Genomic DNA, 24,320 nt, shown 5'->3' on the forward strand with positions numbered 1-24,320 from the left:
CAATCAGATTTATCGGATTGGTCTTTTTTGTGTAAAGAAATATATTTCTTTTTTTTCAGTCCATTAGATGAGACGTCTGTAAATAGTTAAGCAATAACACGGTCTTACCGTCCCGAATCTCACCTGAGCGCACCATTTCCAGCGCCCGGGAAAACGGCAGTTCAAGCACCTCAATCTCTTCGTCCTCCACGCCGCCGCCGATGCTGGCACGCTCGCTATCATGATATTCGGCAATGAAGAAATGAATCAGCTCCGTGACGCCGCCTGGCGACATATACAGCTCAAATATCTTGCGTACCTCACCAACGTCATACCCTGTCTCTTCAATGGCCTCTTTACGGATACAGACCTCCGGCTCGTCGTTATCAAGCAGGCCAGCGCAGGTTTCAATTAACATACCGTCTTGATTACCGTTGACCCATGTCGCCACGCGAAACTGACGAACCAGAAGCACGGTTTTTTTAGTTGAGTTGTAAAGCAGAATGGTTGCGCCATTCCCGCGATCGTAAACCTCACGCTTGTGACGGATAACCTCGCCATTACGACGGGTCAGGTCATAGGTAATGTTGCGCAGAGTAAAATAATTATCAGAAAGAATTTTATCCTTAATAAGCGTAATGGTTTGCGACATGCTGGCTCCAGGGTGTAAAAAGAGCATTAATATTACGCCGTGAGGCCGGTTTTGTCTGCTGAAGGGTTAATCCTTAATGCCGACTGAACGGACGTACAGCCATATTTTTCTGTCACTGCCATGACCATATTCTGCTTCTCCGGGCCGCAGAGTCCATGCTCGCGATATGATTTGACGGCCGGAGTGAGACTGAGGGAATCATCATGAAATTTACTCTCGTTGCGACGGTTCTACTGACGTTTTCCCTTTCAGCTTTTGCCGTTGAGTATCCGGTATTGACCACCGCGAGCCCTGATCAGGTGGGGTTTGATAGCCAAAAACTTCACCGACTTGATGGCTGGATTCAAAATCAAATTGATGCCGGATATCCCAGCATCAATCTTCTGGTGATAAAAGATAATCATATTGTTCTACAAAAAGCCTGGGGCTATGCCAAAAAATATGACGGTTCCACGCTGTTAGCCCATCCCATTCGGGCGACCACTAACACGATGTATGACCTGGCTTCAAACACAAAAATGTATGCCACTAACTTTGCATTGCAAAAACTGGTATATGAGGGAAAAATAGATGTCAATGATTTGGTATCAAAATACATCCCTGGCTTTAAGGATATGCCTGGGGATAAAATAAAAGGCAAAGATAAACTCCGCATTATTGATATTCTTCATCACGTCGCGGGCTTTCCTGCCGACCCACAATATCCCAATAAAAACGTCGCCGGTAAATTATTTTCACAGAGTAAAAGCACTACTCTGGAGATGATTAAAAAGACACCGCTGGAATATCAACCTGGGTCGAAGCATATCTACAGCGACGTGGATTATATGATTCTTGGTTTTATCATTGAATCGATAACGGCAATGCCATTAGATCGCTACGTCGAAACCACCATTTATAAACCGCTCGGATTAAAACATACCGTCTTTAACCCGCTGATGAAAGGCTTCACGCCGCCGCAAATCGCCGCAACGGAACTACACGGCAATACGCGTGACGGCGTAATTCATTTCCCCAATATTCGCACCAATACACTATGGGGCCAGGTGCATGATGAAAAAGCCTGGTACTCAATGGGCGGCGTTTCAGGACACGCCGGACTGTTTTCTGACACCCATGATATGGCTGTGTTAATGCAAGTCATGCTCAATGGGGGCGGCTACGGTAACGTGAAGCTATTCGACGACAAAACGGTTGCGCAGTTTACTCGCCGCTCACCAGAAGACGCTACCTTTGGTCTGGGGTGGCGCGTTAACGGCAACGCCTCAATGACCCCCACGTTCGGGGTATTAGCCAGTCCACAAACGTATGGACATACCGGATGGACCGGAACGCTGACGTCTATCGATCCGGTTAATCATATGGCGATTGTGATTTTAGGTAACAGGCCGCACTCGCCGGTAGCAAATCCTAAAGTGAATCCGAATGTTTTTGTCAGTGGATTATTACCTGCGGCAACGTATGGCTGGATTGTTGACCAGATATATGGTTCCTTAAAATAAAAATTAAGAGCCTGTCCCACCAGGCGTTATTGGCACAGCCAGTTTGGACACGGACAGCGCGCAAAAACCGGAGCGTACACGTAGTACGTGAGGTTTGACTCGCTACGCTCGCCCTTCGGGCCGCCGCAAGCGGCGTTCAAAACGCTAACGCGTTTTGGCGAGCACTGCCCAGGTCCAAAATGGCAAGTAAAATAGCCCTAATGGGATAGGCTCTAAGAAGGGATTCTGATAGCGTCCCTTCCTTCAATTTACACTCTATTTTCAATACTAAGATTGGCCTCATCAGGCCTGTTAAACGTCGACCCGACGGAAAAATGTTTATCGCAGGGCGTCCAGCCCTGCGAGCGTCAACATTTCTGCAAACGGAGTAAGGTTAGCCAATAAGTTTAAGATTTTTTATCACTCAATCATTTAACCGTTCCAGGCCTTAACCGGCCTACAAATACGCTTATTTAGCTAACCAGTCGAGTATCCCCTGCGCAGCATGTCGGCCTTCTGCCATCGCCGTCACCACCAGATCGGCGCCGCGCACCGCATCGCCGCCGGCGAAAATTTTCGGGTTGGACGTCTGGTAACGAAACTCGCTCTCGACGCTGGCGGCAATACGTCCCCAGTTATCCACCTTCACGCCATGCGATTCCAGCCACGACATACCATGCGGATGAAAACCAAACGCCATAATGACCGCATCTGCCGGCATCACGAACTCGCTGTCCGGTACAGGTACCGGGCGGCGTCGCCCCTGACCATCCGGTTCGCCAAGCCGCGTACGCAAAAAGCGAATACCGCTGGCGCGCCCGTGCGTATCCAGCACCAACTCAACCGGCTGAACGTTAAATTCAAAGTTCGCGCCCTCTTCCCGCGCGTTTTTCACCTCTTTTTTCGACCCCGGCATATTGGCCTCATCGCGGCGATAAGCGCAGGTGACGTTGGCAGCGCCATGACGCAGCGCCGTACGTACGCAGTCCATTGCGGTGTCACCGCCGCCCAGCACAACCACGTTAAGGCCCGCAGTATCAATAAACGGCTCGTCAGGCAACGCCGGAAGCCCCATCACCTGTTTGGTATTGGCGATGAGGAATGGCAACGCATCATATACCCCCGGCGCGTCTTCATTCGGTAAATCAGCCTTCATGGAACGATAGGTTCCTACCCCGACAAAGACGGCGTCATAACTCTCCAGCAGCGTCTCCAGAGAAATATCTTTCCCTACTTCGCAGTTAAGCTCGAAACGAATCCCCATCGCGCTGAAGATCTCCCGACGGCGCGCCAGCAGAGATTTATCCAGTTTGAAAGCCGGAATACCAAAGGTGAGCAAACCGCCGATTTCCGGATGGCGATCGTAGACGGTGGCGCTTACGCCATGGCGCGCCAGCACGTCAGCGCAGGCAAGACCTGCCGGCCCCGCGCCGATAATCGCCACGCGCTTATCGCTCTTCTGTACGTCCGACAGGTCGGGACGCCAGCCTTTGCTCAGAGCGCGATCGGAGATATAGCGCTCAATGTTGCCGATGGTAACCGCGCCATACTCATCGCGGAGTGTACACGCGCCTTCACATAGCCGGTCCTGCGGACAAACGCGCCCGGTAATTTCCGGCAGGCAGTTGGTCTGGTGAGAAAGCTCTACCGCCGCATCAATATCGCCAGCTTTCACCAGTTCGATCCACTGAGGAATATGGTTATGCAGCGGACAGGTCCATTCGCAGATACTGTGTTCCCCGCATGTGAGGCAGCGGGCCGCTTCACGCTCCGCCTGCGCGGCGCGAAACGGCAGATAAATTTCCTCAAAGGTGGTTTTACGCGCTTCAATCGCCAGTTTATCCGGTTCGCCGCGCGGCGGCGTCGCCTGCATACGCTCGACTTTGCTGCTTGCTGTCCCACTGTGTTGTGTATCCACGGTATGCCAGGGGCGAATCTCCTGCCGGGCGGTACGCAGCCGTCGCGTTTTAGCCAGACGGGTCAACGAGTCTTCGGTGACCAGTTGCAGCGCATCCGCCGGGCAATTTTCCACACAGGCCGGACCCTGTTCACGTCCCTGACACAGATCGCATTTATGCGCGCTGGCTTTGAACTGGTTTGGCGCGACGGGCGTCAATACCATCTGCATGGTGCCGAATGGGCAGGCGACGACGCAGGATTTACAGCCGATACACTTCTGCGCATTGACCTGCACGCTGTCGTTAATATGCGCGATCGCGCCGTTCGGACAGCTACGGGCGCAGGGCGCATCTTCGCAATGGTGACATGTGACCGCGCTGCGCTGGTGCTGATGTTTAATGACAGTAATTCGGGGCTGATAGCGCTGTGACGTCAGGACATGTCGCTCATCATTGTGAGCCATTACGCAGGCGACCTCGCAGGCATGGCAGCCCAGACACTGCTGGCTATTGGCCATAATAAAACGATTCATGGCATCCTTCTGTTTTGGTTGTAAAAACCTTATTCTTTATATGAGCATTGTTATTAACTGACGAAGGCGGGGTCGGCAATGTTCATCTGCCCAGGAAGCACAACTATCTGTCCAGAACCTGTGGCAGATCAATTTATTTCAAAGCAAATGCAATTGCGATTCAGCTAAATGCGGGGAGTACCAGCGTGACGGTTAAACGCCCGGTCTCAGCCAGTCTGGCTAAGGCTTTTTTCTATATTGTGCTGTTGTCTATTCTGTCCACCGGCAGCGCATTACTGACGCTGACCAGCAGTTTACGGGATGCCGAAGCGATCAATATCGCCGGTTCGCTACGAATGCAGAGCTATCGGCTGGGTTACGATCTGCAAAGCCGTAGCCCGCAGATTAATGCGCATCGTCAACTTTTCCAGCACGCGCTCAACTCGCCGGTACTGCAAAATCTCAACGCCTGGTATGTGCCGCAGGCGGTGAAAACTCGCTACGCGCGCCTGCACGCCAACTGGCTGGAGATGAATAGCCGCCTACAGGACGGCGACATTGCCTGGTATCAGACCAATATCAACAATTACGTCGATCAAATTGATCTCTTCGTTCTGGCATTACAGCATTACGCCGAGCGTAAAGTCATGCTGGTCGTCGCCATATCGCTGGCGGGCGGTATCGGCATCTTTACGCTGGTCTTTTTTACCCTACGGCGTATTCGCCAGCAGGTCGTTCGCCCGCTGAATCAACTGGTCACCGCCAGTCAGCGTATTGAACATGGTCAGTTCGCCCCGCTGCCGCTGGATACCAGCTTACCCAATGAGCTGGGATTGTTGGCGAAAACGTTTAGTCAGATGTCGAGCGAGCTGCATAAACTTTACCGTTCGCTGGAAGCCTCGGTGGAAGAAAAAACGCACGATCTGCACGAAGCGCACCGCCGCCTGGAGGTGTTATACCAGTGCTCCCAGGCGCTGAATACCAGCCAAATCGATGTCCACTGTTTTCGCCATATTTTGCAAATTGTCCGTGAACATGACGCCGCCTGGTATCTGGAGTTAACCGTGGGCGATAACTGGCGGATTAGCGAAGGCACGCAAAGCCCCGACCTGCCGATGCAAATGCTGCCAGTGACGATGCAGGACACGGTCTATGGCGAACTCCACTGGCAAAGCCCCAACGTTAATGCCTCTACGCCGCTGCTGAACAGCGTCTCCACGATGCTGGGGCGTGGTTTGTACTTTAATCAGGCGCAAAAACACTTCCAGCAACTTTTGTTAATGGAAGAGCGCGCGACAATTGCCCGTGAGCTACACGATTCGCTGGCGCAGGTACTTTCTTATTTACGTATTCAGTTAACGCTTTTGAAGCGCGCCATTCCAGAAGATAACGCCGGCGCGCAAAGCATCATGGCGGATTTTTCCAGAGCGCTGAACGACGCCTACCGCCAGCTTCGCGAGCTACTCACCACGTTCCGTCTGACGTTACAGCAGGCCGATTTACCCTCCGCATTGCATGAGATGCTGGAAGATTTACAGAGTCAGACCCCGGCCAAACTCACGTTGGATTGCCGTTTACCCACGCTGGCGCTGGATGCGCAAATGCAGGTGCATTTGTTGCAAATTGTGCGTGAAGCGGTCCTGAACGCCATTAAACACGCCAACGCGAGCGAAATCGCCGTGAGCTGCGTCACCGCGCCTGACGGCGATCATACCGTTTATATTCGCGATAATGGCATTGGTATCGGCGAACCGCATGAGCCTGCCGGACACTATGGTCTGAATATAATGCGTGAGCGCGCGGAGCGCCTTGGCGGCACGCTGAATTTTTCGCAACCCTCCGGCGGCGGCACGCTGGTCAGTATCAGTTTTCGCTCCTTCAATAAGGAAGAGAGTCAGTTAACGTAAAGAACGGCAAATCGCCGGAAGGCCAGATGTCAGGCTTTCCGGCGTTGGCACAAAAAGTATGCTGTAAAAGCGCATGATAATTTACATTATCTCCTTTATTTCTCCACGTTTGGCTCGTAGCTTGCCGCTACAGTGAAGCAGTTCAAATCTATAACGATATGTAGAAACACGAGGTTCCCCTTTAATGGCGAATTTTTTTATCGATCGCCCCATTTTTGCCTGGGTGCTGGCTATCCTGTTGTGTCTGACAGGGGCGTTAGCCATTTTTTCTTTACCTGTTGAACAATATCCCGATCTGGCACCGCCCAACGTACGTATTACCGCGAATTATCCGGGAGCGTCGGCGCAAACGCTGGAAAATACCGTAACCCAGGTTATTGAGCAGAATATGACGGGCCTCGATAATCTGATGTACATGTCATCACAAAGTAGCGGCACCGGACAGGCGACCATCACCCTGAGCTTTATTGCGGGAACCGATCCTGATGAGGCGGTTCAGCAGGTGCAAAACCAGTTACAGTCCGCGATGCGTAAACTGCCGCAGGCGGTACAGGATCAAGGCGTCACGGTACGCAAAACGGGCGATACCAATATTTTGACCATCGCTTTCGTCTCTACCGACGGTTCTATGGACAAGCAGGATATCGCCGACTACGTCGCCAGTAATATTCAGGACCCGCTCAGCCGCGTCAACGGCGTCGGCGATATTGACGCTTATGGTTCACAGTACTCTATGCGTATCTGGCTCGATCCGGCCAAATTGAATAGTTTTCAGATGACCACGAAAGACGTGACCGATGCAATTGAGTCGCAGAATGCGCAAATCGCCGTCGGGCAGCTTGGCGGTACGCCTTCGGTCGACAAGCAGGCGCTGAACGCCACCATTAATGCGCAGTCATTGCTGCAAACGCCGCAACAATTTCGCGATATCACCCTGCGCGTTAATCAGGACGGTTCCGAGGTCAAACTGGGCGATGTCGCCACCGTGGAGCTGGGGGCGGAAAAGTATGACTACCTCAGCCGTTTTAACGGCAATCCGGCTTCCGGTCTTGGCGTTAAGCTGGCCTCCGGCGCAAACGAAATGGCGACCGCGAAGCTGGTGCTGGATCGCCTCAACGAGCTGGCGCAGTACTTCCCTCAAGGGCTGGAATACAAGATCGCGTATGAAACCACCTCCTTTGTCAAAGCCTCGATTATCGATGTGGTCAAAACGTTGCTGGAGGCTATCGCGCTGGTTTTCCTGGTGATGTACCTGTTCCTGCAAAACTTTCGCGCCACGCTAATTCCGACGATCGCCGTGCCGGTAGTATTAATGGGCACCTTCTCTGTGCTTTACGCGTTTGGCTACAGTATTAACACATTAACCATGTTCGCGATGGTGCTGGCAATCGGGCTCCTGGTCGACGATGCCATCGTGGTGGTGGAAAACGTCGAACGTATCATGAGCGAAGAAGGGCTCACGCCGCGTGAAGCGACGCGCAAATCCATGGGACAAATCCAGGGGGCGCTGGTCGGTATCGCGATGGTGCTGTCTGCGGTATTCGTGCCGATGGCGTTCTTTGGCGGTACCACCGGGGCGATTTATCGTCAGTTTTCTATCACCATTGTCTCGGCAATGGTGCTGTCGGTGCTGGTCGCCATGATCCTGACACCGGCGCTGTGCGCAACGTTATTAAAACCGCTGCACAAAGGCGAACAGCACGGGCAACGCGGATTTTTCGGCTGGTTTAACCGTACCTTCAATCGTAATGCCGAACGTTATGAGAAAGGCGTAGCGAAAATTTTGCATCGCAGCCTACGCTGGATTCTGATTTATGTTCTGTTGCTTGGCGGCATGGTGTTCCTGTTTTTGCGTCTCCCCACCTCCTTTCTACCGCAAGAAGATCGGGGCATGTTCACTACGTCTATCCAGCTACCGAGCGGTTCTACGCAACAGCAGACCCTGAAAGTCGTTGAAAAGGTTGAAAACTATTACTTCACCCATGAGAAAGACAACATTATGTCGGTCTTCTCGACGGTAGGTTCCGGCCCTGGCGGGAATGGGCAAAACGTCGCGCGCATGTTTGTTCGCTTGAAAGACTGGGACGCGCGCGATCCCACCACCGGCTCCTCGTTCGCCATTATTGAGCGGGCGACAAAAGCGTTTAACCAGATTAAAGAAGCTCGCGTCTTCGCCAGCAGCCCGCCGGCAATTAGCGGTCTGGGCAGCTCCGCCGGTTTTGATATGGAATTACAGGATCACGCCGGAGCAGGCCATGACGCGCTGATGGCCGCACGAGATCAACTCATTGAGCTGGCCGGGAAAAACAGTTCCTTGACCCGCGTGCGCCACAACGGCCTGGACGACAGCCCGCAACTGCAAATTGATATTGACCAACGGAAAGCGCAGGCGCTGGGCGTATCGATTGACGATATCAACGACACCCTGCAAACAGCCTGGGGATCGAGCTACGTCAACGACTTTATGGACCGTGGTCGCGTGAAGAAAGTCTATGTTCAGGCCGCAGCGAAATATCGTATGTTGCCGGATGATATTAATCTTTGGTATGTCCGTAACAAAGATGGCGGCATGGTCCCCTTCTCCGCCTTCGCCACCTCGCGCTGGGAAACCGGCTCGCCGCGTCTGGAACGCTATAACGGCTATTCGGCGGTAGAAATTGTCGGAGAGGCCGCGCCGGGGGTTAGTACCGGGACGGCGATGGATATCATGGAGTCGTTGGTGCATCAGCTACCGGGCGGTTTTGGCCTGGAATGGACAGCCATGTCTTACCAGGAACGGCTCTCCGGCGCGCAGGCGCCCGCGCTGTACGCTATTTCGCTATTAGTCGTCTTCCTGTGTCTGGCGGCATTGTATGAAAGCTGGTCGGTGCCCTTCTCGGTGATGCTGGTTGTGCCGCTCGGCGTCATTGGCGCGCTACTCGCTACCTGGATGCGCGGGCTGGAAAACGATGTTTACTTCCAGGTGGGGCTGTTGACCGTTATCGGCCTCTCGGCGAAAAACGCGATTCTGATTGTGGAATTCGCCAACGAAATGAATCAGAAGGGACACGCGCTGTTAGACGCCACGCTGTACGCCAGCCGCCAGCGCCTGCGACCGATACTGATGACTTCGCTGGCGTTTATCTTTGGCGTATTGCCGATGGCCACCAGCACCGGGGCAGGCTCGGGTAGCCAACATGCTGTCGGAACCGGCGTGATGGGGGGAATGATCTCAGCAACCATTCTGGCTATCTTCTTTGTACCCCTGTTTTTCGTGCTGATACGTCGCCGCTTCCCGCTGAAGCCGCGCCCGGAATAAGCTCCCGGCCAGCCTGATACGAGGTGTCGGGCACAAAAAAGGCGACTTTCGTTGAGTCGCCTTTTCTTATCCCCTATGGGAGCGCGGTGCCTTCCAGGCATTTATTTACGAAGCATGACTTCGATAAAATCTTTCCAGTTCCCCAGTTCACGTTCAATCATAATAGCCTCTCTTATTATTATGGGTATTCTACGTAGTTAGCGGTATAGAGAGAAGTTCATTTAACCGATTGTTGCGATATCCTCTGGTTATGCTGTCTATGATATTACTATGGCGCTGTAGCCGTAAATTTTATGTGACTTACTGCAATATTTAGCAACATTAATACCTTTTCTACTACCTTATCAAATCGGGTTAAAAAACAATCAATTGCATGTGCGCAAAATAGGATTTTCCTCGCGAATTATAAACAAGCCACATCTGGAACGTTTTGGAATCATTATTCACATTCACTCAACAATGTTATATTGATTGCCGATCAGCGCTGGATAAATAACCATTAACAGCCACACTTATTATCCCGCAGACGATACTATTGATTATTTATTCGAATTTCGCGTTAAAGGATTCAATATGATTACCCTCTATGGCATTAAGAATTGCGACACGATCAAAAAAGCGCGCCGTTGGCTGGAGGAGCATGGCATTGATTATCGTTTTCACGATTACCGTGTGGATGGCATAGACCTCCCTCTTCTTAATACCTTTATTGCCGAACTCGGCTGGCAGCCGTTACTGAATACGCGCGGCACAACATGGCGCAAACTGGATGAAGGCGACCGCAGCGGGATTACCGATGCCGACTCCGCCGCTGCTCTCATGGTTGAACAGCCGGCAATCATCAAACGCCCATTGCTCTGCGCGCCCGGGAAGCCTATGCTGCTTGGTTTCAGTGAATCCCGTTATCAGCAGTTTTTTGATGAGGTGTAGTCTATGTCGTGCCCGGTTATTGAGCTGACACAGCAACTTATTCGTCGCCCCTCCCTGAGTCCGGATGACGCAGGCTGTCAGGCATTAATGATTGAACGCCTGCGTAAAATCGGTTTTACCATTGAGCATATGGATTTTGGCGACACGCAAAATTTTTGGGCATGGCGTGGGCGTGGCGAAACGCTGGCGTTCGCCGGGCATACTGACGTCGTACCGGCTGGCGATGTCGATCGCTGGATCAATCCGCCGTTTGAGCCTACGATTCGCGACGGAATGTTGTTCGGTCGCGGCGCGGCGGATATGAAAGGTTCACTGGCGGCCATGGTGGTGGCTGCTGAACGATTTGTTGCGCAGCATCCTCATCACCGGGGCCGCCTCGCGTTTTTGATTACCTCTGATGAAGAAGCCAGCGCAAAAAATGGCACCGTAAAGGTGGTTGAAGCGCTGATGGCCCGTAACGAGCGGCTGGATTACTGTCTGGTCGGCGAACCTTCCAGTACTGAAATTGTGGGCGATGTCGTCAAAAACGGGCGTCGCGGTTCCCTCACCTGTAATCTCACTATTCATGGCGTTCAGGGGCACGTCGCCTATCCGCATCTGGCGGATAACCCTGTTCATCGCGCCGCGCCTTTTCTCAATGAACTGGTCGCTATCGAGTGGGATCGGGGCAATGACTTTTTCCCGGCCACCAGTATGCAGGTAGCCAATATCCAGGCAGGCACCGGCAGCAATAATGTCATTCCCGGTGAACTGTTCGTGCAGTTTAACTTCCGTTTCAGCACGGAACTGACCGATGAGATGATCAAAGAGCGGGTACATGCGCTGCTTGAGAAGCATCAGCTACGCTATACCGTAGACTGGTGGCTTTCCGGCCAGCCGTTCCTGACCGCACGCGGCAAGCTGGTGGACGCGGTGGTAAACGCCATTGAGCACTATAATGAAATTAAACCGCAATTACTGACGACGGGCGGTACGTCCGACGGACGTTTTATCGCCCGTATGGGAGCGCAGGTGGTAGAACTGGGGCCGGTGAACGCCACCATTCATAAAATTAATGAATGTGTGAATGCCGCCGATCTCCAGCTACTGGCCCGTATGTATCAACGCATTATGGAACAGCTCGTCGCCTGATGAGCGTTCCGGTAAGAGGAAATAAGCATGGACTGGCTGGCAAAATATTGGTGGATTCTGGTATTGGTGTTTCTGGTAGGCGTACTGCTGAATGTGATCAAAGATCTCAAACGCATCGACCATAAGAAATTCCTTGCCAATAAACCTGAGCTGCCCCCGCATCGCGATTTTAACGATAAGTGGGACGATGAAGAAGACTGGCCGAAGAAAGATCAGCCGAAAAAGTAACCGGATATCATGCCGGACAGGTATCGCTATCCGGCATGGTCCCCACCGTCGGGCATTACGTCGCGCAAACGCTGCGTTCGTCCGGCATCCAGCGCAATCAGCGCCTGCGCCGCCTGCGTACGCTGCAACGCCAGCAGAGCTTTACGGCCTGAAATGCGTAGCCGGGCGCACAGTTCGGCATCGCTGGCTTTTTCCTCCAGCCGCCCTCTCAGCGCCGGTAATGGCAATGCGCTGTATTGCAGTAAACGATGCAGGCAACCTAACGATGTCAGTAGCGGGCGGTGCGCGAACGCAAAACCGACCAGCTCACGCCAGTCTTCATCATTAAGCGCCTGTTCATCTAACGCCGCCAGCGGTATCGCCTCGCCGTTCCACTGCGTCAGGATATCCGCATCGCGGCGCAAACGTCGGTGTTCCTGCTGCGCCAGCCGTTTTCCCGCGTCGCTCAGCGGCAATAACGCCATCGCCGTATAGCAACCGCTGCTCGCCTCCCGATGGTTGCCCATCCGTACCAGTACAAAGCCGCAGCGTTGCCAGAAACGCCACAGCTCCGGCGTATAGCCGAAGCTGACGGAAAGATAATCACACTGCGCCGCCTGCATGCACGCGCAGGCAATCAACTGCTGACCGATGCCTTCGCGCTGGCGGGCGGGGTGCACCGCGATACGGCTTACGCGACGCCCGACCAGCGTCGCGGCTAAAGGGTCGCTACCGTGCGCCGCCAGCGACTGCGCCACCAGATTTCCACGCGGCCGCCGGAAACCGCCCCATACAGCGTGACTGAGTTCTGCGGATAACCCACCCTCTTCGACCAGCCAGAGGGCGCCCGCCACACGGTTATTCGCCGTAGCCTGCAAGAAATGCTGTCCTGGCGCATCCATCATTCGGCGCAGATCCAGCGGCGAAGTACGATAGTGCGCCCCCGACAGTAATTGATACACAGCCCTCGGCAACGCGGGCGTATTCACCCAGGCCTGTTGGTAAAACGCCGAGATTGCTATCGCGCCATGTGGCGCCTGCGCAAACGCTTCATCGTCGAATATCAGCGCCTCGCTGACGATATTTTCCAGCGGGCATTCTGGCGCCCAGCGGACAGGCTGACGAAGCGTGAAGCGGTGAAGCTGCGGAAAACGGGCGCAAAACTTAAGTAAAAAACCGCGTCCGGTGCCTTCGTAGCCCTGAACGGTGGTGGTGAGTAGTATGCGGGGAAAGCGCGAAACCAGTTGCAGCAGCAGCGGCGTGGGGATTGCCGCCGCCTCGTCAACCACCAGCCAGTCGGCTCTTGCCCCGCTCGCCAGCAACGCATCCGGCGCCATAAAGCAGAACCGCTCACCGGCAAACGCTGCCAGGATATCCGTTGCCGTTTTCGCCGGTGCGGTCACGATAGCCGTGCCCGCCATCCGGGAGATGAATTGCCCGGCCAGCGCCGATTTGCCGCGCCCACGGGGGGCAATCACCGTCGCCACGCCGGGCGGCATTTCACGTAAACGCGATAAGATAGCCGCCTGCTCCGGCTGCGGCTCGCCGGTGGCGGGTCGCCAGCGTCCACGGGAAGGATAAGATGGCCAGCAAAACGGCTGGCGCTGTCGCCAAAGCAGCGTTTGCGGATCGCGGGAAAGAGTCCGTTTAAGATGCTGTGCAAACTGCGGTGTAGGGATAGGCTGCGCGCAGTCGCTCCAGCGCAGTGAATCGGTATCAGGCCTGCTTTCCCACGTCTCATACGGCGGCATCAGCAGAAGCAGCCAGCTTCCGGCCTGCAAGGTCCCGCTCAGGGCGGCAAACGCTGCGGCGTCAAAGCCCTGCCAGGCATCAAATATCGCATGACGGAATTCACGGCCCAGCAGCGTTTGTAACGCCTGTGGCGTACAGCACGGCTGGGCGGGCGCGTCAGGCGCGACCCACAGCCAGTCACCGGGCAATGCAGCGCGTATCGCCTCGGCCCGCTCCCGGCACCACGCCGCATCGCCGCTGATGACCAGTAAACGGCGAATGCCTTCCTGTGTCATTTGCGACGTTAACGCCTGTAGCGCATCGATATCAGACATCCCTGCCCCGGTTTATCAAAAGTTTTTGCCAAACGTATTACATTGCGCCGGGTCACCGCTGTCAAATCCACGCTTAAACCAGCTGTAGCGCTGTTCTGAGGTGCCGTGGGTAAAACTATCCGGCACGACGCGCCCCTGCCCCTGTTGCTGTAAGCGATCGTCGCCGATAGCCTGTGCGGCATTGAGCGCCTCTTCCAGATCGCCCGCCTCCAGTACGCCTTGCTGCTGCATACTGTGTCCCCACACGCCGGCAAAGCAATCCGCCTGTAGCTCCATGCGCACCGAAAGGCGATTCACCTCCGTTTGCGACGCGTTTTGCTGCAACTGGCGTACTTTCGGCTCAATACCTAACAGTTTTTGTACGTGGTGGCCGACTTCGTGGGCGATGACATAACCCTGAGCAAAATCACCGTCCGCGCCCAGCTTATTTTTCATATCATCGTAAAATGAGAGATCGATATAGACGGTGCCGTCCGCCGGGCAGTAAAACGGCCCCATCACGGACTGACCCGCACCACAGCCGGTGCGCGTCATACCACGGTACATCACCAGTTTTGGCTGCTGATAGCCGCGCCCCATTTTTTGAAAGAGTTGCCCCCAGGTATCTTCGGTCGTCGCCAGAATCACCGAGGTAAATTTTGCCGCTTCATCATCATTGGGGCTTATCGAACGCGTCGACTGCTGCTGCGAAACCGGCTGACCGGTCAACAGACCGGTTAAATCCACCCCATAGTACCCTGCGACCAACACCACCACCAACAGAATGATGCCGCCTTTCCCGCGCGGAAGACGAAAGCCTGGGCCACCCAGCGAGGGGCCGCCTGGCCGATTACGTCTGTCCTCTACATTGTTACTTTCACGACGCCCTTGCCAGCGCATAATCACCTCATTCTCTCTTTGTTATACAGATGATCGTAGGCGGTCAGGCGCAGGATTACCACAGGTAAACGCTATCAGAATGAGGAAAGGATGATACCGGAGAGCGGTTGCCCCCCGGTCAGAAGCGGAATTAATCTAATTTCACGCCCAGGCGATGCGCGACGGCTTCATAGGCTTCAATCAGACCGCCCAGACTCTGGCGGAAGCGGTCTTTGTCCATTTTGTCCAGCGTCTCTTTATCCCACAGGCGGCTGCCGTCCGGCGAAAACTCATCGCCCAGCACCACTTCGCCTTTATACAGGCCAAACTCCAGTTTGAAATCCACCAGGATAAGACCCGCGTCATCAAACAGTTTTTTCAGTACGTCGTTGGTTTTGTAGGTTAGCTCTTTCATACGCGCCAGATTTTCCTGACTTACCCAACCGAACGTTTCACAGTAGGAACTATTCACCATCGGGTCGTGCAGCGCGTCGTTTTTCAGGAACAGATCGAATATCGGCGGGTTAAGCTCCATGCCTTCTTCCACGCCCAGACGCTTGACCAGCGACCCTGCCGCACGGTTGCGCACCACACATTCAACCGGCACCATCTCCAGCTTCTTCACCAGACACTCGGTATCAGACAGCAAACGTTCCATCTGGGTCGGGATGCCCGCCTCGGCCAGTTTGGTCATAATGAAATGGTTGAATTTGTTATTTACCATGCCTTTGCGATCAAACTGTTCAATGCGCGCGCCATCCCCTGCTGACGTATCATTGCGGAATTCGAGCACCAACAGGTCCGGGTTTTCCGTGCTGTATACGGTTTTCGCTTTACCACGATACAACTCAGCTTGCTTTTGCATCTTTAACACTCCTGGGTGTGAATTAACGATAAGTATTCATTTCCTGCTACGCCTGCCGGAGACGCCGGCCTGTAATTGTGGTGCGAAATAGCGGTTAAATCGCGTTTTTGTACCGACGCACACGTTTGCGTATCTTATCAGAAAAAAGGGCCGGATTACTCCAGCCCTGTTAAATTACTTGTTGAACGCTGCCTGGAAGACGGCAACCAGCGCGTCGTTCTGGCTTTGCGTCAGAGTATGCCCCTTAGGATCGATAAACTGCAAGCTGCTGCGGTTATCTAAATCGCCAACCTGCAATTTATAGTCTCCGGATGCCAGGCCCGGGTCGCTAGCGCCCAGATCCCGCCAGTCGCTGTCAGACAACGGTTTGTACGTTACCGCCATGCTGCCCTGAGAGCGAGTGCTGTCGGTGACTTTCATGCCCACTTTTTCCAGCGCGGCCGGGAGGCGCTGCCACACGAGGTTGAACGGACCGCGAACGACCAGCATAGGTAAACCGGTATCATCAGCGGCGCTCTGCACATCCATCGTTGCGGCGGAACGGTTCTGCGCGGCATTTGCCGCATCCGTAGCGGTCTTATCCAGACCGGCGGAAATGACGTTCATCATTTCCGTGCTATAGCGCTGCAGCGACGCCGCGTCAGCGGCCGGCTTGCCAGCCTGTTCCAGATTAACCAGTTTTACCGTTACCGCCTGCTGATAGCCCTGCGGCTTCACCGAGATTTGATAACGTCCACGATACTGTTCGTCTTCATCCAGGCGGTTCCAGTTCACCCAATCGGTCGTCAGGGTCTGGCTGGCATCGTCACGTTTTTCAATCGGATAATTTTTCGCCTGAATCACGCTGACGACTTGCGGCCACAGCGTGCTGCTACGACCATTTTCCACCAATAGCGTAGCGGTATCGCCAGAGAACTGGGTACGCGCGCCGCTCACTAACGCTAACGGCTGCGCTGGCGGACGGATATCCAACGCCTTACCAACCGCGCCGCTCCCCTTCGTGACCGGTATAACGTAGTCGCCGGTCGTTATCGGCAGGATCATTCCTGCCGGGGCGTGAAGTTCAGCAAGCGGCGCGGCATCCAGATAGGATTCATCGCCGCTTACCTGGCGCTTGTAGCGCGAATCGGAACTACAGGCAGCGAGCAGTAAAACAAGCGAAACACCCGCAACCTTCGCCAGGCGCGACTTTTGTACTGAGTAAGCCATCAAATCTCCCTAAACTTTACAGCAGGCCAGCATACTGAAGCGCTGCTTTGACGATGTCACGACCATGGTCCGTGATAGGCGTCATTGGCAGGCGCAGCGTGTCGGTCGCCACAAGACCCAATGCCTTACATGCCCATTTCACCGGGATAGGATTGGGTTCGACAAATAGTTTGTTGTGTAACGGCATCAGACGCTGGTTGATAGCGCGCGCCTCGGCAAATTGCCCTTCCGCCGCCAGTTTGCACATGTCAGCCATCTCGCGCGCCGCTACGTTAGCCGTAACGGAAATCACGCCATGACCACCCAGTTGCATAAAGTCCAGCGCAGACGCGTCATCGCCGCTAAGCAGAATAAAATCGTCTGAAACCAGCTCTTTGATCTGGTGAACGCGGGTTAAGTTCCCTGTCGCCTCTTTGATAGCGATAATATTTTTTATTTCCGCCAGACGACCCACGGTTTCCGGCAACATGTCGCAACCGGTACGGGACGGCACATTATACAGAATTTGCGGCAAGTCAGTGTGTTCCGCGATGGCTTTGAAATGCTGGAACAAACCTTCCTGCGTCGGGCGATTGTAGTACGGCGTTACCGTCAGGCAGCCAACAATGCCGCTATCGTTAAAACGCTGCGTCAGGCTAATCGCTTCCGCGGTCGCGTTTGCGCCCGTGCCGGCGATAACCGGAATACGTCCGTCAGCCAGTTCCAGCGTCATCATCACGACATCGCCATGTTCATCATGGCTTAGCGTGGCAGACTCGCCGGTGGTGCCAACCGAAACAATCGCCGAGGTACCGTTGGCGACATGATAATCAATGAGTTTTTTCAGGCAAGACCTACTGACGTTACCTTTCTCATCCATCGGCGTAACAAGCGCGACAATACTTCCCGTGAACATGGGCCATCCTCTGTGCAAACAAGTCTCTCAATGGTACGTTTGGTATGGCAATAAAAGCAAGCGACCAAAGCCGTTCTGATTGTTGTATGCAGGTTTTTTTTATGGTTTCCTTAAGATTACCTCACCGCTCAAAGGAATAACTGGTTTGACACCGTCATCACAACACTATTTGGTTATCACTGCGCTGGGCGCCGACAGGCCCGGTATTGTGAATACCATTACTCGCCATGTCAGCAGTTGCGGCTGTAATATCGAAGACAGCCGACTGGCGATGCTGGGCGATGAATTCACGTTTATTATGCTGTTGTCCGGCACGTGGAACGCGATTACCTTGATTGAATCGACATTGCCGTTAAAAGGCGCGGAGCTGGATCTGCTGATTGTGATGAAACGGACGTCCGACCGCCCCCGCCCGGCAATGCCCGCGACGGTATGGGTTCAGGTTGAGGTCGCCGACTCCCCGCATTTAATTGAGCGATTCACCGCGCTGTTTAATAGTCATGAAATGAATATTGCGGAGCTGGTCTCCCGCACGCAGCCGGCTGAAGGTGATAAAGCTGCGCAATTATTTATTCAAATCACCGCACATAGCCCGGCGTCGCAAAATTCCGCAAATATTGAGCAAGCCTTTAAAGCACTATGTACAGAACTCAATGCGCAAGGCAGTATAAACGTCGTCAATTACTCACAACATGATGAACAGGATGGAGTTAAGTAATGAATCCACTGAAAGCCGGTGATATCGCACCGAAATTTAGCTTGCCGGATCAAGACGGGGAACAAGTAAATTTGACCGACTTCCAGGGACAGCGCGTTCTGGTTTATTTCTACCCAAAAGCCATGACACCCGGCTGTACCGTGCAGGCCTGCGGCTTACGCGATAACATGGACGAGCTCAAAAAAGCAGGCGTGGACGTGCTGGGTATCAGCACCGATAAACCTGAAAAACTCTCCCGTTTCGCTGAAAAAGAGCTGCTGAACTTTACCCTTTTGTCCGATGAAAACCATCAGGTGTGTGAACAGTTCGGCGTCTGGGGCGAAAAGTCGTTTATGGGCAAAACGTATGACGGCATTCACCGCATCAGCTTTTTGATTGACGCTGATGGTAAGATTGAACACGTCTTTAATGATTTTAAAACCAGCAATCACCATGATGTGGTGCTGAACTGGCTGAAAGAAAACGCGTAAAAGCCTCAGGCCGCGCTGATGTGCGGCCTGGAAAGGGAATGCGCCGTCAGGCTTGCCGCGCCAGACGCCATATCGCCGCCACATTGCGCGCCGACAGGCTCAGGTTATATTCCGCCTCGTGTAAGGCTTCCGGCAGCGTAACGATATGCGACAAAATCGATAGCGCCGCATCGATACCCTGCTGATACACAACGTGATGATCGTGTTGCAGCCCACCGGCGAGCGCGATAACCGGTTTATGATACCGCTTCGCCACTCTGGCGACGCCAATCGGCGTCTTGCCGCAAATACTTTGGCTGTCCAGCCGCCCTTCTCCGGTAATCACCAGATCGGCATCTTTAACCGCCTGCTCAAGCTGTAGCGTTTCCACGACAATCTCTACGCCGGCGCGTAATTCCGCATTGAGCAACCCTAAAAGCGCGGCGCCCATTCCACCTGCCGCGCCCGCGCCGGGAGCGTTAATCACCTCACGTCCCGTAGCCTGATAAATATGTCGGCCCCAGTTTTCCAGCGCCGCGTCCAGGGTGTTCACCATTTCCGCTGTCGCCCCTTTTTGTGGGCCAAAGATGGCCGATGCACCCTGGGGACCACACAGCGGATTGTTGACATCACACGCCACGGTTATCGATACCTTACGCAGCAATGGGTGACAACCGGACAGATCGATAGAGGCCAGCGCCGCCAGCGCCTCACCGCCCGGAGAAAGCGAGCGCCCCTGTTTATCGCGCAATATAACGCCAAGCGCCTGCATCATCCCCGCGCCGCCGTCATTCGTCGCGCTGCCGCCAATTCCCAGAATAATACGCTTTACGCCACGCTCCAGCGCCGCGACGATTAACTCGCCGGTGCCGTAGCTGGTGGTATTAAGCGGATTGCGCAATTCAGGCGAAACGTGATGCAGCCCGGATGCCGCCGCCATTTCAATCACGGCGGTATCGCTATCGCCCAGCATTCCCCAGCGCGCTGCCACCGGTTGCCCAAGCGGGCCTTGTACCCACTGGTCGACATAACGCCCGCCGCTGGCCTCCACCATTGATTGTACGGTTCCTTCCCCGCCATCCGCCATGGGCACTTTAATGTAGTCGGCGTCAGGATAAATTTCGCGGAACCCCTTTTCTATCGCCTCAGCGACCGCCATTGCGGACATACTTTCTTTAAATGAATCAGGAGCAATAACAATTTTCATAGGGATTATCCTGCAAAACCAAAGAAACCGAACATCAGAGTAGAAATAAAGGTAATGGCTAACCCCACCAGCGTTTCATACGGCATTAGCTTTAAACGTTCATGAATTTGCATATTGACGCTGCCGCCCGTCGCGTGGAAAAAGCTGCCGTGCGGCAGATGGTCCAGCACCGTGGCGCCCGCATGGATCATAGCGGCTCCCGCCAGGGCGGAAACGCCAAGTTCAAGTAACGTGGGAGAGAAAACGCCGGACGCCACCGCCGTTCCCGCCGTGGTTGAGGCCGTCGCCATTGACATCATGGCGCCAGACACGGGCGCCAGCAGCCAGGACGGCAATCCCGAAGCGGTGAGGCCATGAATCAGGACATCTTTAAGTTCGGAATTAGCGATAATGCCGGCCAGCGTACCGGTTCCCAGCAACATAATAGCGACAGGCGCCATACGCATCAGACCAGCGACCATGTACTGGTTACAGTGGCGCGCGCGTCCCATCAACAGCAGACCGACCAATCCCCCTACGGGCAGGGCAATTAACGGGTCAATGGAAATGCCGGCAAACGGACGGAGAGAAAGCAGGAAAATAGCGACCAGCGGCGCGCTAATCGCCACCAGAAAACCGGGTCTGGCGACGGAGTCATCATGGTGAGTCACTTCATGATCGGCGACGCCCGCGCCTTTATTATTCAGCCGTTTCGCTAACAGATAGGCGATAATAAGCCCAACGATGCCCGGAACCACGCCCGCCAGCATAATAGAGGTAAGAGGAACATGAAACGCATCGGAGGCGGCAATAGCGTTCGGGTTGGGTGACATCACGTTACCCGCTTTGCCGCCGCCGACCATCGCCAGCAGAATAGCGCTTTTTGACAGCCCTGCATTACGCGCAATCGACAGCGCAATCGGCGCGACGGTAATCACCGCCACATCAATAAATACGCCGACAGCGGTCAAACATAGTGTGGCAATGGCTAATGCCAATAATGCCCGGGTTTCCCCCACTTTGCGGACAATCGTCTCAGCAATCGTATTCGCCGCCCCGGACTCAATTAATACGCCCGCCAGTACGCCTGCGGCCAGAATACGCAATACGGCATTAACGATGCCCTGCGCGCCTGACACCATCAGCGACACGGTTTGCAGAAGATCGGCACCGCCAATCAAACCGCCGACCAGCGCGCCCGCCATCATGCCGTAGGCTGGCGACACTTTTCTTAAAATTAATACGATGGCCACAACCAATGCGGCAATGGCTCCCAGGGTGGATATCGACGTCATATACTGCGCCTCCTTTAACATGGAGCGCGCAGTATGGAAAAACCCGCCTAAAAATCCGCTGGAGCTTTCAACAAATTTCGATTCGACCTGGCAGCGGTAACTTGTCGGACGGTACAGATTCGGCCTGGAGCTCCATACCGATATAAAGCCAAAGCGTACTTTTTAACTCATTGATTTTTATGTGCGTAATATCCTCACAGCGCTGTAAGCGATAGCGCAATGTATTCACATGAATATGCAATGCTTTGGCTGTTTGCGTCAGGTCACAATTATGTTCAAACCAGGTCCGCAGCGTCTGTTGCAATACGCCTTTCGCGTCATGTTGCGCCAGTTGCAGCCACAGACGCGATAGCTCCTGCACTTGCCAACTTTCAGATAGCCCGCTTAGCAGCGCGGGAAGCGCGTGGTCATGATAAAAAATGTACTGGCTGCGCAGCTTTTGTCTTTTCGCCATCGCCTGCGTGGCTCTCGCAGTGAGCAAAGATCGGTGCAATCCCGTCTCGCCGGCAAAATAGCCCCCAACCAAAATACGGCTAAAGCCCGATGATGCAGCCCATGATTTAAAAATCTGCAATTCACCCATTTCCTGGCGGGTATTCCACTTTCCCTCTTTTAACGTGATAGGTTTAATAATGATTAATTCATTAAATTCGGTAAACGTCACCAAATGGTTGCGCGCGTGATTCTCGAAATAATCCATTACATTGCGCAGCGCTTCGCGATCCGGCTGGGAAAGTTCAATAATCAGCACCACTCTGGGAACCGCCAGATCAATACCCAGATAGGCCGCCATAGAGCGCAACGACTCTGTTGAATTTTCTCGCAAAATCAATTGGTTGATCAGCTCTTCGCGATAGCGTTTATCCCACTGTCGCTGTTCGATCAGCACCATATGCTCGATCACCAGCTCCGCCGCCATTTTAACCAGCTCGGCATACGCGCGAACCTCCTCCGGCTCGCCGGTAATGCCGACCACGCCGATAAGCTGTTCATGAAAAGAGATGGGAAGATTAATGCCGGATCGCACGCCTTTTAGCTGATTGGCGGTAGCGGAATCAATTTCTACAATACGGTTTTCCTTCAGCGCCAGAATGGCCCCTTCGTGACGCTGGCGAAGCCGCGAAGGTTCGCCAGACGCGATAATGACGCCATGTTCATCCATGACGTTTACCGAGTAAGGAATAATTTTCATGGCTCGCTGTACAATTTGCCGCGCGGTATACCCTTTCAAGTAATGTTTTCTCAACACACTCATTCCCTGTTTCGTTATCGCTTCACATTAAAAAAACAATCTCGCATCAATGATGTCACTTATTAACGAATTTCTCAGAAGAATGCTTAGGCTAAGTCACCAAATTTTGGCGGCTTTACAGCGAGAATTTTGTAGGTTCCGACAATAAAAATGCCGCAACACGGTGCGGCATTAAAAAAAAGAGCGGCTTTCTAAGCGCTTGTCCCTCATCAGGCGTGCGCAAAATGGCGGCAGGGCACTATGATGTCGTTCACGCTTTACAACTTTTGTACAGACCGCTCAGGATGAGGCATCCGTCACCTGACCATCCGGCCAGGCATGGACAACGGCTTTAATCAGCGTCGCCAATGGAATAGCGAAAAACACCCCCCAGAATCCCCACAGACCGCCGAAAATCACCACTGACAGAATAATCACCAGCGGATGCAAATTCACTGCTTCGGAGAAAAGTACCGGTACCAGCAAATTGCCATCCAGCGCCTGAATAATCAGATAAACGGCAAAACAGCTCCAGAATTCCGTCCCCAGACCAAACTGAAACAGCGCGACGCCCACCACCGGAATTGTCACCACAAAGGCGCCGATATAGGGGATCAGGACCGAAAAGCCCACCAGTACCGCCAACAGTAGCGAATAGTTGAGGCCAAACAGCAAAAAGCCCAGCCAGGTCGCTACGCCCACCACCACCATCTCCAGCACTTTTCCGCGGATATAGTTGGTGATCTGCTGATTCATCTCATTCCACACCTGCCCCGCCAGCCCGCGATTACGCGGCAGCACGCGGCGCACGGCATTCAGCATCTGCTCTTTATCTTTTACCAGGAAAAAGACCATCAGCGGCACCAGCACCAGATATACCGCCAGCGTCAGTAGCCCGACTAACGAAGCCAACGAATACTTCACCACCGAATCGCCCATGTTAAGCATCCGGGTACGCATGTTTTCCGCCATCGCATCAATAATGCCCGCATCCATCAGCGCCGGATAGCGTCGCGGCAAGGTCGCGGCAAAATCGGACAGTTTATTCAGCATACCGGGCATATCACGAATCAGGTAAATACCCTGCTGCCAGGCAATCGGCATCACCACAAACGCCATTAATAACAGAATGCCGACAAAGAGGATAAGGACAATGGAGGCTGCCCAGCGCCGGGAACAGCCAATCGCCTGCAGGCGCGCCGTCGGCCACTCCAGCAGGTAGGCCAGTACGATAGCGACCAGCAGCGGCGCTAACAGGCCGCTAAAGAAAAAGAGGATGCTAAAACCAGCCACCAGAATGACCAGCAAGGCAATCGCCTCCGGGTCGCTGAAGCGACGGCGATACCATTGCATTAACATTTCGAGCATAAAACCCTTCCCAGAACTCAACTGCGGGATTGTGATGCCGAATTGTATCGAAATGTCACAAAAAAGACTTCGCTTTTTATCGTTGATTCAGGAAACTAAAATAGTGAGTCTGTGCTCATCACAGTTACACTTATGAAGTGTCGGAGCGTGGAACGATATTTCACGACGTTGGTCAAAGGGCTATC

General features: G+C 53.8%; 20 protein-coding genes. 8 read left to right on the top strand and 12 right to left on the bottom strand.

The annotated features are described in order from the left end of the window. Positions 1–55 precede the first annotated feature (55 nt). Positions 56–631, bottom strand: a complete 576-nt coding sequence (gene nudK, locus ACLJPQ_RS14535; protein ID WP_000084033.1) for a GDP-mannose pyrophosphatase NudK — start codon at positions 629–631, stop codon at positions 56–58. A 203-nt stretch (positions 632–834) separates the two neighbouring features. Here nudK and pbp4b point away from each other — a divergent pair, with 203 nt between their 5' ends. Next, the gene (gene pbp4b, locus ACLJPQ_RS14540) at positions 835–2,133 is read left to right on the top strand and encodes a penicillin binding protein PBP4B (protein WP_000673293.1); all 1,299 of its coding nucleotides are present in this window, start codon (positions 835–837) and stop codon (positions 2,131–2,133) included. Between the two features lie 448 nt (positions 2,134–2,581). Here pbp4b and aegA read toward each other — a convergent pair whose 3' ends face one another. Continuing rightward, on the bottom strand, positions 2,582–4,543 hold the full coding sequence (aegA, locus tag ACLJPQ_RS14545) for a formate-dependent uric acid utilization protein AegA (RefSeq protein ID WP_001078942.1): 1,962 nt from the start codon (positions 4,541–4,543) through the stop codon (positions 2,582–2,584). Positions 4,544–4,728: 185 nt separating this feature from the next. Between aegA and narQ the strand changes: the two genes are divergently transcribed. Together narQ and acrD are read left to right on the top strand one after the other, a co-directional pair. Further along, positions 4,729–6,429, top strand: a complete 1,701-nt coding sequence (narQ, locus tag ACLJPQ_RS14550; RefSeq protein ID WP_023215830.1) for a nitrate/nitrite two-component system sensor histidine kinase NarQ — start codon at positions 4,729–4,731, stop codon at positions 6,427–6,429. Between the two features lie 184 nt (positions 6,430–6,613). Further along, positions 6,614–9,727, top strand: a complete 3,114-nt coding sequence (acrD, locus tag ACLJPQ_RS14555; RefSeq protein ID WP_080184835.1) for a multidrug efflux RND transporter permease AcrD — start codon at positions 6,614–6,616, stop codon at positions 9,725–9,727. 101 nt (positions 9,728–9,828) lie between these two features. Here the strand turns inward: acrD and ypfM are convergent, their stop codons facing one another. Further along, a complete protein-coding gene (ypfM, locus tag ACLJPQ_RS14560; protein ID WP_001386977.1) occupies positions 9,829–9,888 on the bottom strand; it encodes a protein YpfM in 60 nt (19 codons plus the stop codon). A gap of 412 nt (positions 9,889–10,300) precedes the next feature. Here ypfM and ACLJPQ_RS14565 point away from each other — a divergent pair, with 412 nt between their 5' ends. The 3 genes from ACLJPQ_RS14565 to ACLJPQ_RS14575 are packed head-to-tail and all read left to right on the top strand — an operon-like array spanning position 10,301 to position 12,016. Further along, a complete protein-coding gene (locus ACLJPQ_RS14565; protein WP_000631923.1) occupies positions 10,301–10,657 on the top strand; it encodes an ArsC family reductase in 357 nt (118 codons plus the stop codon). Between the two features lie 3 nt (positions 10,658–10,660). After that, positions 10,661–11,788, top strand: coding sequence for a succinyl-diaminopimelate desuccinylase (gene dapE / locus ACLJPQ_RS14570; protein WP_001277825.1), 1,128 nt, complete (start codon positions 10,661–10,663; stop codon positions 11,786–11,788). A 27-nt stretch (positions 11,789–11,815) separates the two neighbouring features. Beyond that, positions 11,816–12,016, top strand: a complete 201-nt coding sequence (locus ACLJPQ_RS14575) for a YpfN family protein (protein ID WP_000383842.1) — start codon at positions 11,816–11,818, stop codon at positions 12,014–12,016. Positions 12,017–12,042: 26 nt separating this feature from the next. On the opposite strand, the gene tmcA is transcribed toward ACLJPQ_RS14575, so the two are convergent. From tmcA to dapA, 5 genes are all read right to left on the bottom strand, one after another. Continuing rightward, positions 12,043–14,061, bottom strand: coding sequence for a tRNA cytosine(34) acetyltransferase TmcA (gene tmcA / locus ACLJPQ_RS14580; protein ID WP_080184834.1), 2,019 nt, complete (start codon positions 14,059–14,061; stop codon positions 12,043–12,045). A 15-nt stretch (positions 14,062–14,076) separates the two neighbouring features. After that, a complete protein-coding gene (locus tag ACLJPQ_RS14585; protein ID WP_001267523.1) occupies positions 14,077–14,940 on the bottom strand; it encodes a neutral zinc metallopeptidase in 864 nt (287 codons plus the stop codon). A gap of 130 nt (positions 14,941–15,070) precedes the next feature. Continuing rightward, positions 15,071–15,784: a phosphoribosylaminoimidazolesuccinocarboxamide synthase gene (gene purC, locus ACLJPQ_RS14590; RefSeq protein ID WP_080184833.1), complete on the bottom strand. Its 714-nt coding sequence runs from the start codon at positions 15,782–15,784 to the stop codon at positions 15,071–15,073. A gap of 174 nt (positions 15,785–15,958) precedes the next feature. Beyond that, on the bottom strand, positions 15,959–16,993 hold the full coding sequence (gene bamC / locus ACLJPQ_RS14595) for an outer membrane protein assembly factor BamC (protein ID WP_023245015.1): 1,035 nt from the start codon (positions 16,991–16,993) through the stop codon (positions 15,959–15,961). A 16-nt stretch (positions 16,994–17,009) separates the two neighbouring features. Next, entirely contained in the window at positions 17,010–17,888 is an 879-nt protein-coding gene (gene dapA / locus ACLJPQ_RS14600) for a 4-hydroxy-tetrahydrodipicolinate synthase (protein ID WP_080184832.1), read from the bottom strand. Positions 17,889–18,033: 145 nt separating this feature from the next. Between dapA and ACLJPQ_RS14605 the strand changes: the two genes are divergently transcribed. Together ACLJPQ_RS14605 and bcp are read left to right on the top strand one after the other, a co-directional pair. Next, complete coding sequence (locus tag ACLJPQ_RS14605) at positions 18,034–18,606, top strand: glycine cleavage system transcriptional repressor (protein ID WP_000189061.1); 573 nt, start codon at positions 18,034–18,036, stop codon at positions 18,604–18,606. After that, entirely contained in the window at positions 18,606–19,076 is a 471-nt protein-coding gene (gene bcp, locus ACLJPQ_RS14610; RefSeq protein WP_001068686.1) for a thioredoxin-dependent thiol peroxidase, read from the top strand. The genes ACLJPQ_RS14605 and bcp overlap by 1 nt, the downstream gene beginning before the upstream one ends. 46 nt (positions 19,077–19,122) lie before the next feature. Here bcp and ACLJPQ_RS14615 read toward each other — a convergent pair whose 3' ends face one another. The 4 genes from ACLJPQ_RS14615 to ACLJPQ_RS14630 form a co-directional block, all read right to left on the bottom strand. Next, the gene (locus ACLJPQ_RS14615; protein ID WP_000706446.1) at positions 19,123–20,262 is read right to left on the bottom strand and encodes a glycerate kinase; all 1,140 of its coding nucleotides are present in this window, start codon (positions 20,260–20,262) and stop codon (positions 19,123–19,125) included. Positions 20,263–20,267: 5 nt separating this feature from the next. Further along, positions 20,268–21,536 carry a GntP family permease gene (locus ACLJPQ_RS14620; protein WP_000200859.1) on the bottom strand — a complete coding sequence of 423 codons (1,269 nt, stop codon included), beginning with the start codon at positions 21,534–21,536 and terminating at the stop codon, positions 20,268–20,270. A gap of 67 nt (positions 21,537–21,603) precedes the next feature. After that, the gene (locus tag ACLJPQ_RS14625) at positions 21,604–22,791 is read right to left on the bottom strand and encodes a sugar diacid recognition domain-containing protein (RefSeq protein ID WP_001533732.1); all 1,188 of its coding nucleotides are present in this window, start codon (positions 22,789–22,791) and stop codon (positions 21,604–21,606) included. Between the two features lie 276 nt (positions 22,792–23,067). Beyond that, entirely contained in the window at positions 23,068–24,135 is a 1,068-nt protein-coding gene (locus ACLJPQ_RS14630) for an AI-2E family transporter (RefSeq protein WP_000892056.1), read from the bottom strand. Positions 24,136–24,320 lie beyond the last annotated feature (185 nt).

The organism is Salmonella sp. SAL04213 (genome assembly GCF_046550535.1).
Classification (GTDB): Bacteria; Pseudomonadota; Gammaproteobacteria; order Enterobacterales; family Enterobacteriaceae; genus Salmonella; species Salmonella enterica.

Coding starts and splice junctions, on each gene's coding strand:
- nudK (WP_000084033.1), bottom strand. CDS start 631: ATGTCGCAAACCATTACGCTTATTAAGGATAAAATTCTTTCTGATAAT.
- pbp4b (WP_000673293.1), top strand. CDS start 835: ATGAAATTTACTCTCGTTGCGACGGTTCTACTGACGTTTTCCCTTTCA.
- aegA (WP_001078942.1), bottom strand. CDS start 4,543: ATGAATCGTTTTATTATGGCCAATAGCCAGCAGTGTCTGGGCTGCCAT.
- acrD (WP_080184835.1), top strand. CDS start 6,614: ATGGCGAATTTTTTTATCGATCGCCCCATTTTTGCCTGGGTGCTGGCT.
- ACLJPQ_RS14565 (WP_000631923.1), top strand. CDS start 10,301: ATGATTACCCTCTATGGCATTAAGAATTGCGACACGATCAAAAAAGCG.
- dapE (WP_001277825.1), top strand. CDS start 10,661: ATGTCGTGCCCGGTTATTGAGCTGACACAGCAACTTATTCGTCGCCCC.
- ACLJPQ_RS14575 (WP_000383842.1), top strand. CDS start 11,816: ATGGACTGGCTGGCAAAATATTGGTGGATTCTGGTATTGGTGTTTCTG.
- tmcA (WP_080184834.1), bottom strand. CDS start 14,061: ATGTCTGATATCGATGCGCTACAGGCGTTAACGTCGCAAATGACACAG.
- ACLJPQ_RS14585 (WP_001267523.1), bottom strand. CDS start 14,940: ATGCGCTGGCAAGGGCGTCGTGAAAGTAACAATGTAGAGGACAGACGT.
- purC (WP_080184833.1), bottom strand. CDS start 15,784: ATGCAAAAGCAAGCTGAGTTGTATCGTGGTAAAGCGAAAACCGTATAC.
- bamC (WP_023245015.1), bottom strand. CDS start 16,993: ATGGCTTACTCAGTACAAAAGTCGCGCCTGGCGAAGGTTGCGGGTGTT.
- dapA (WP_080184832.1), bottom strand. CDS start 17,888: ATGTTCACGGGAAGTATTGTCGCGCTTGTTACGCCGATGGATGAGAAA.
- bcp (WP_001068686.1), top strand. CDS start 18,606: ATGAATCCACTGAAAGCCGGTGATATCGCACCGAAATTTAGCTTGCCG.
- ACLJPQ_RS14615 (WP_000706446.1), bottom strand. CDS start 20,262: ATGAAAATTGTTATTGCTCCTGATTCATTTAAAGAAAGTATGTCCGCA.
- ACLJPQ_RS14620 (WP_000200859.1), bottom strand. CDS start 21,536: ATGACGTCGATATCCACCCTGGGAGCCATTGCCGCATTGGTTGTGGCC.
- ACLJPQ_RS14625 (WP_001533732.1), bottom strand. CDS start 22,791: ATGAGTGTGTTGAGAAAACATTACTTGAAAGGGTATACCGCGCGGCAA.
- ACLJPQ_RS14630 (WP_000892056.1), bottom strand. CDS start 24,135: ATGCTCGAAATGTTAATGCAATGGTATCGCCGTCGCTTCAGCGACCCG.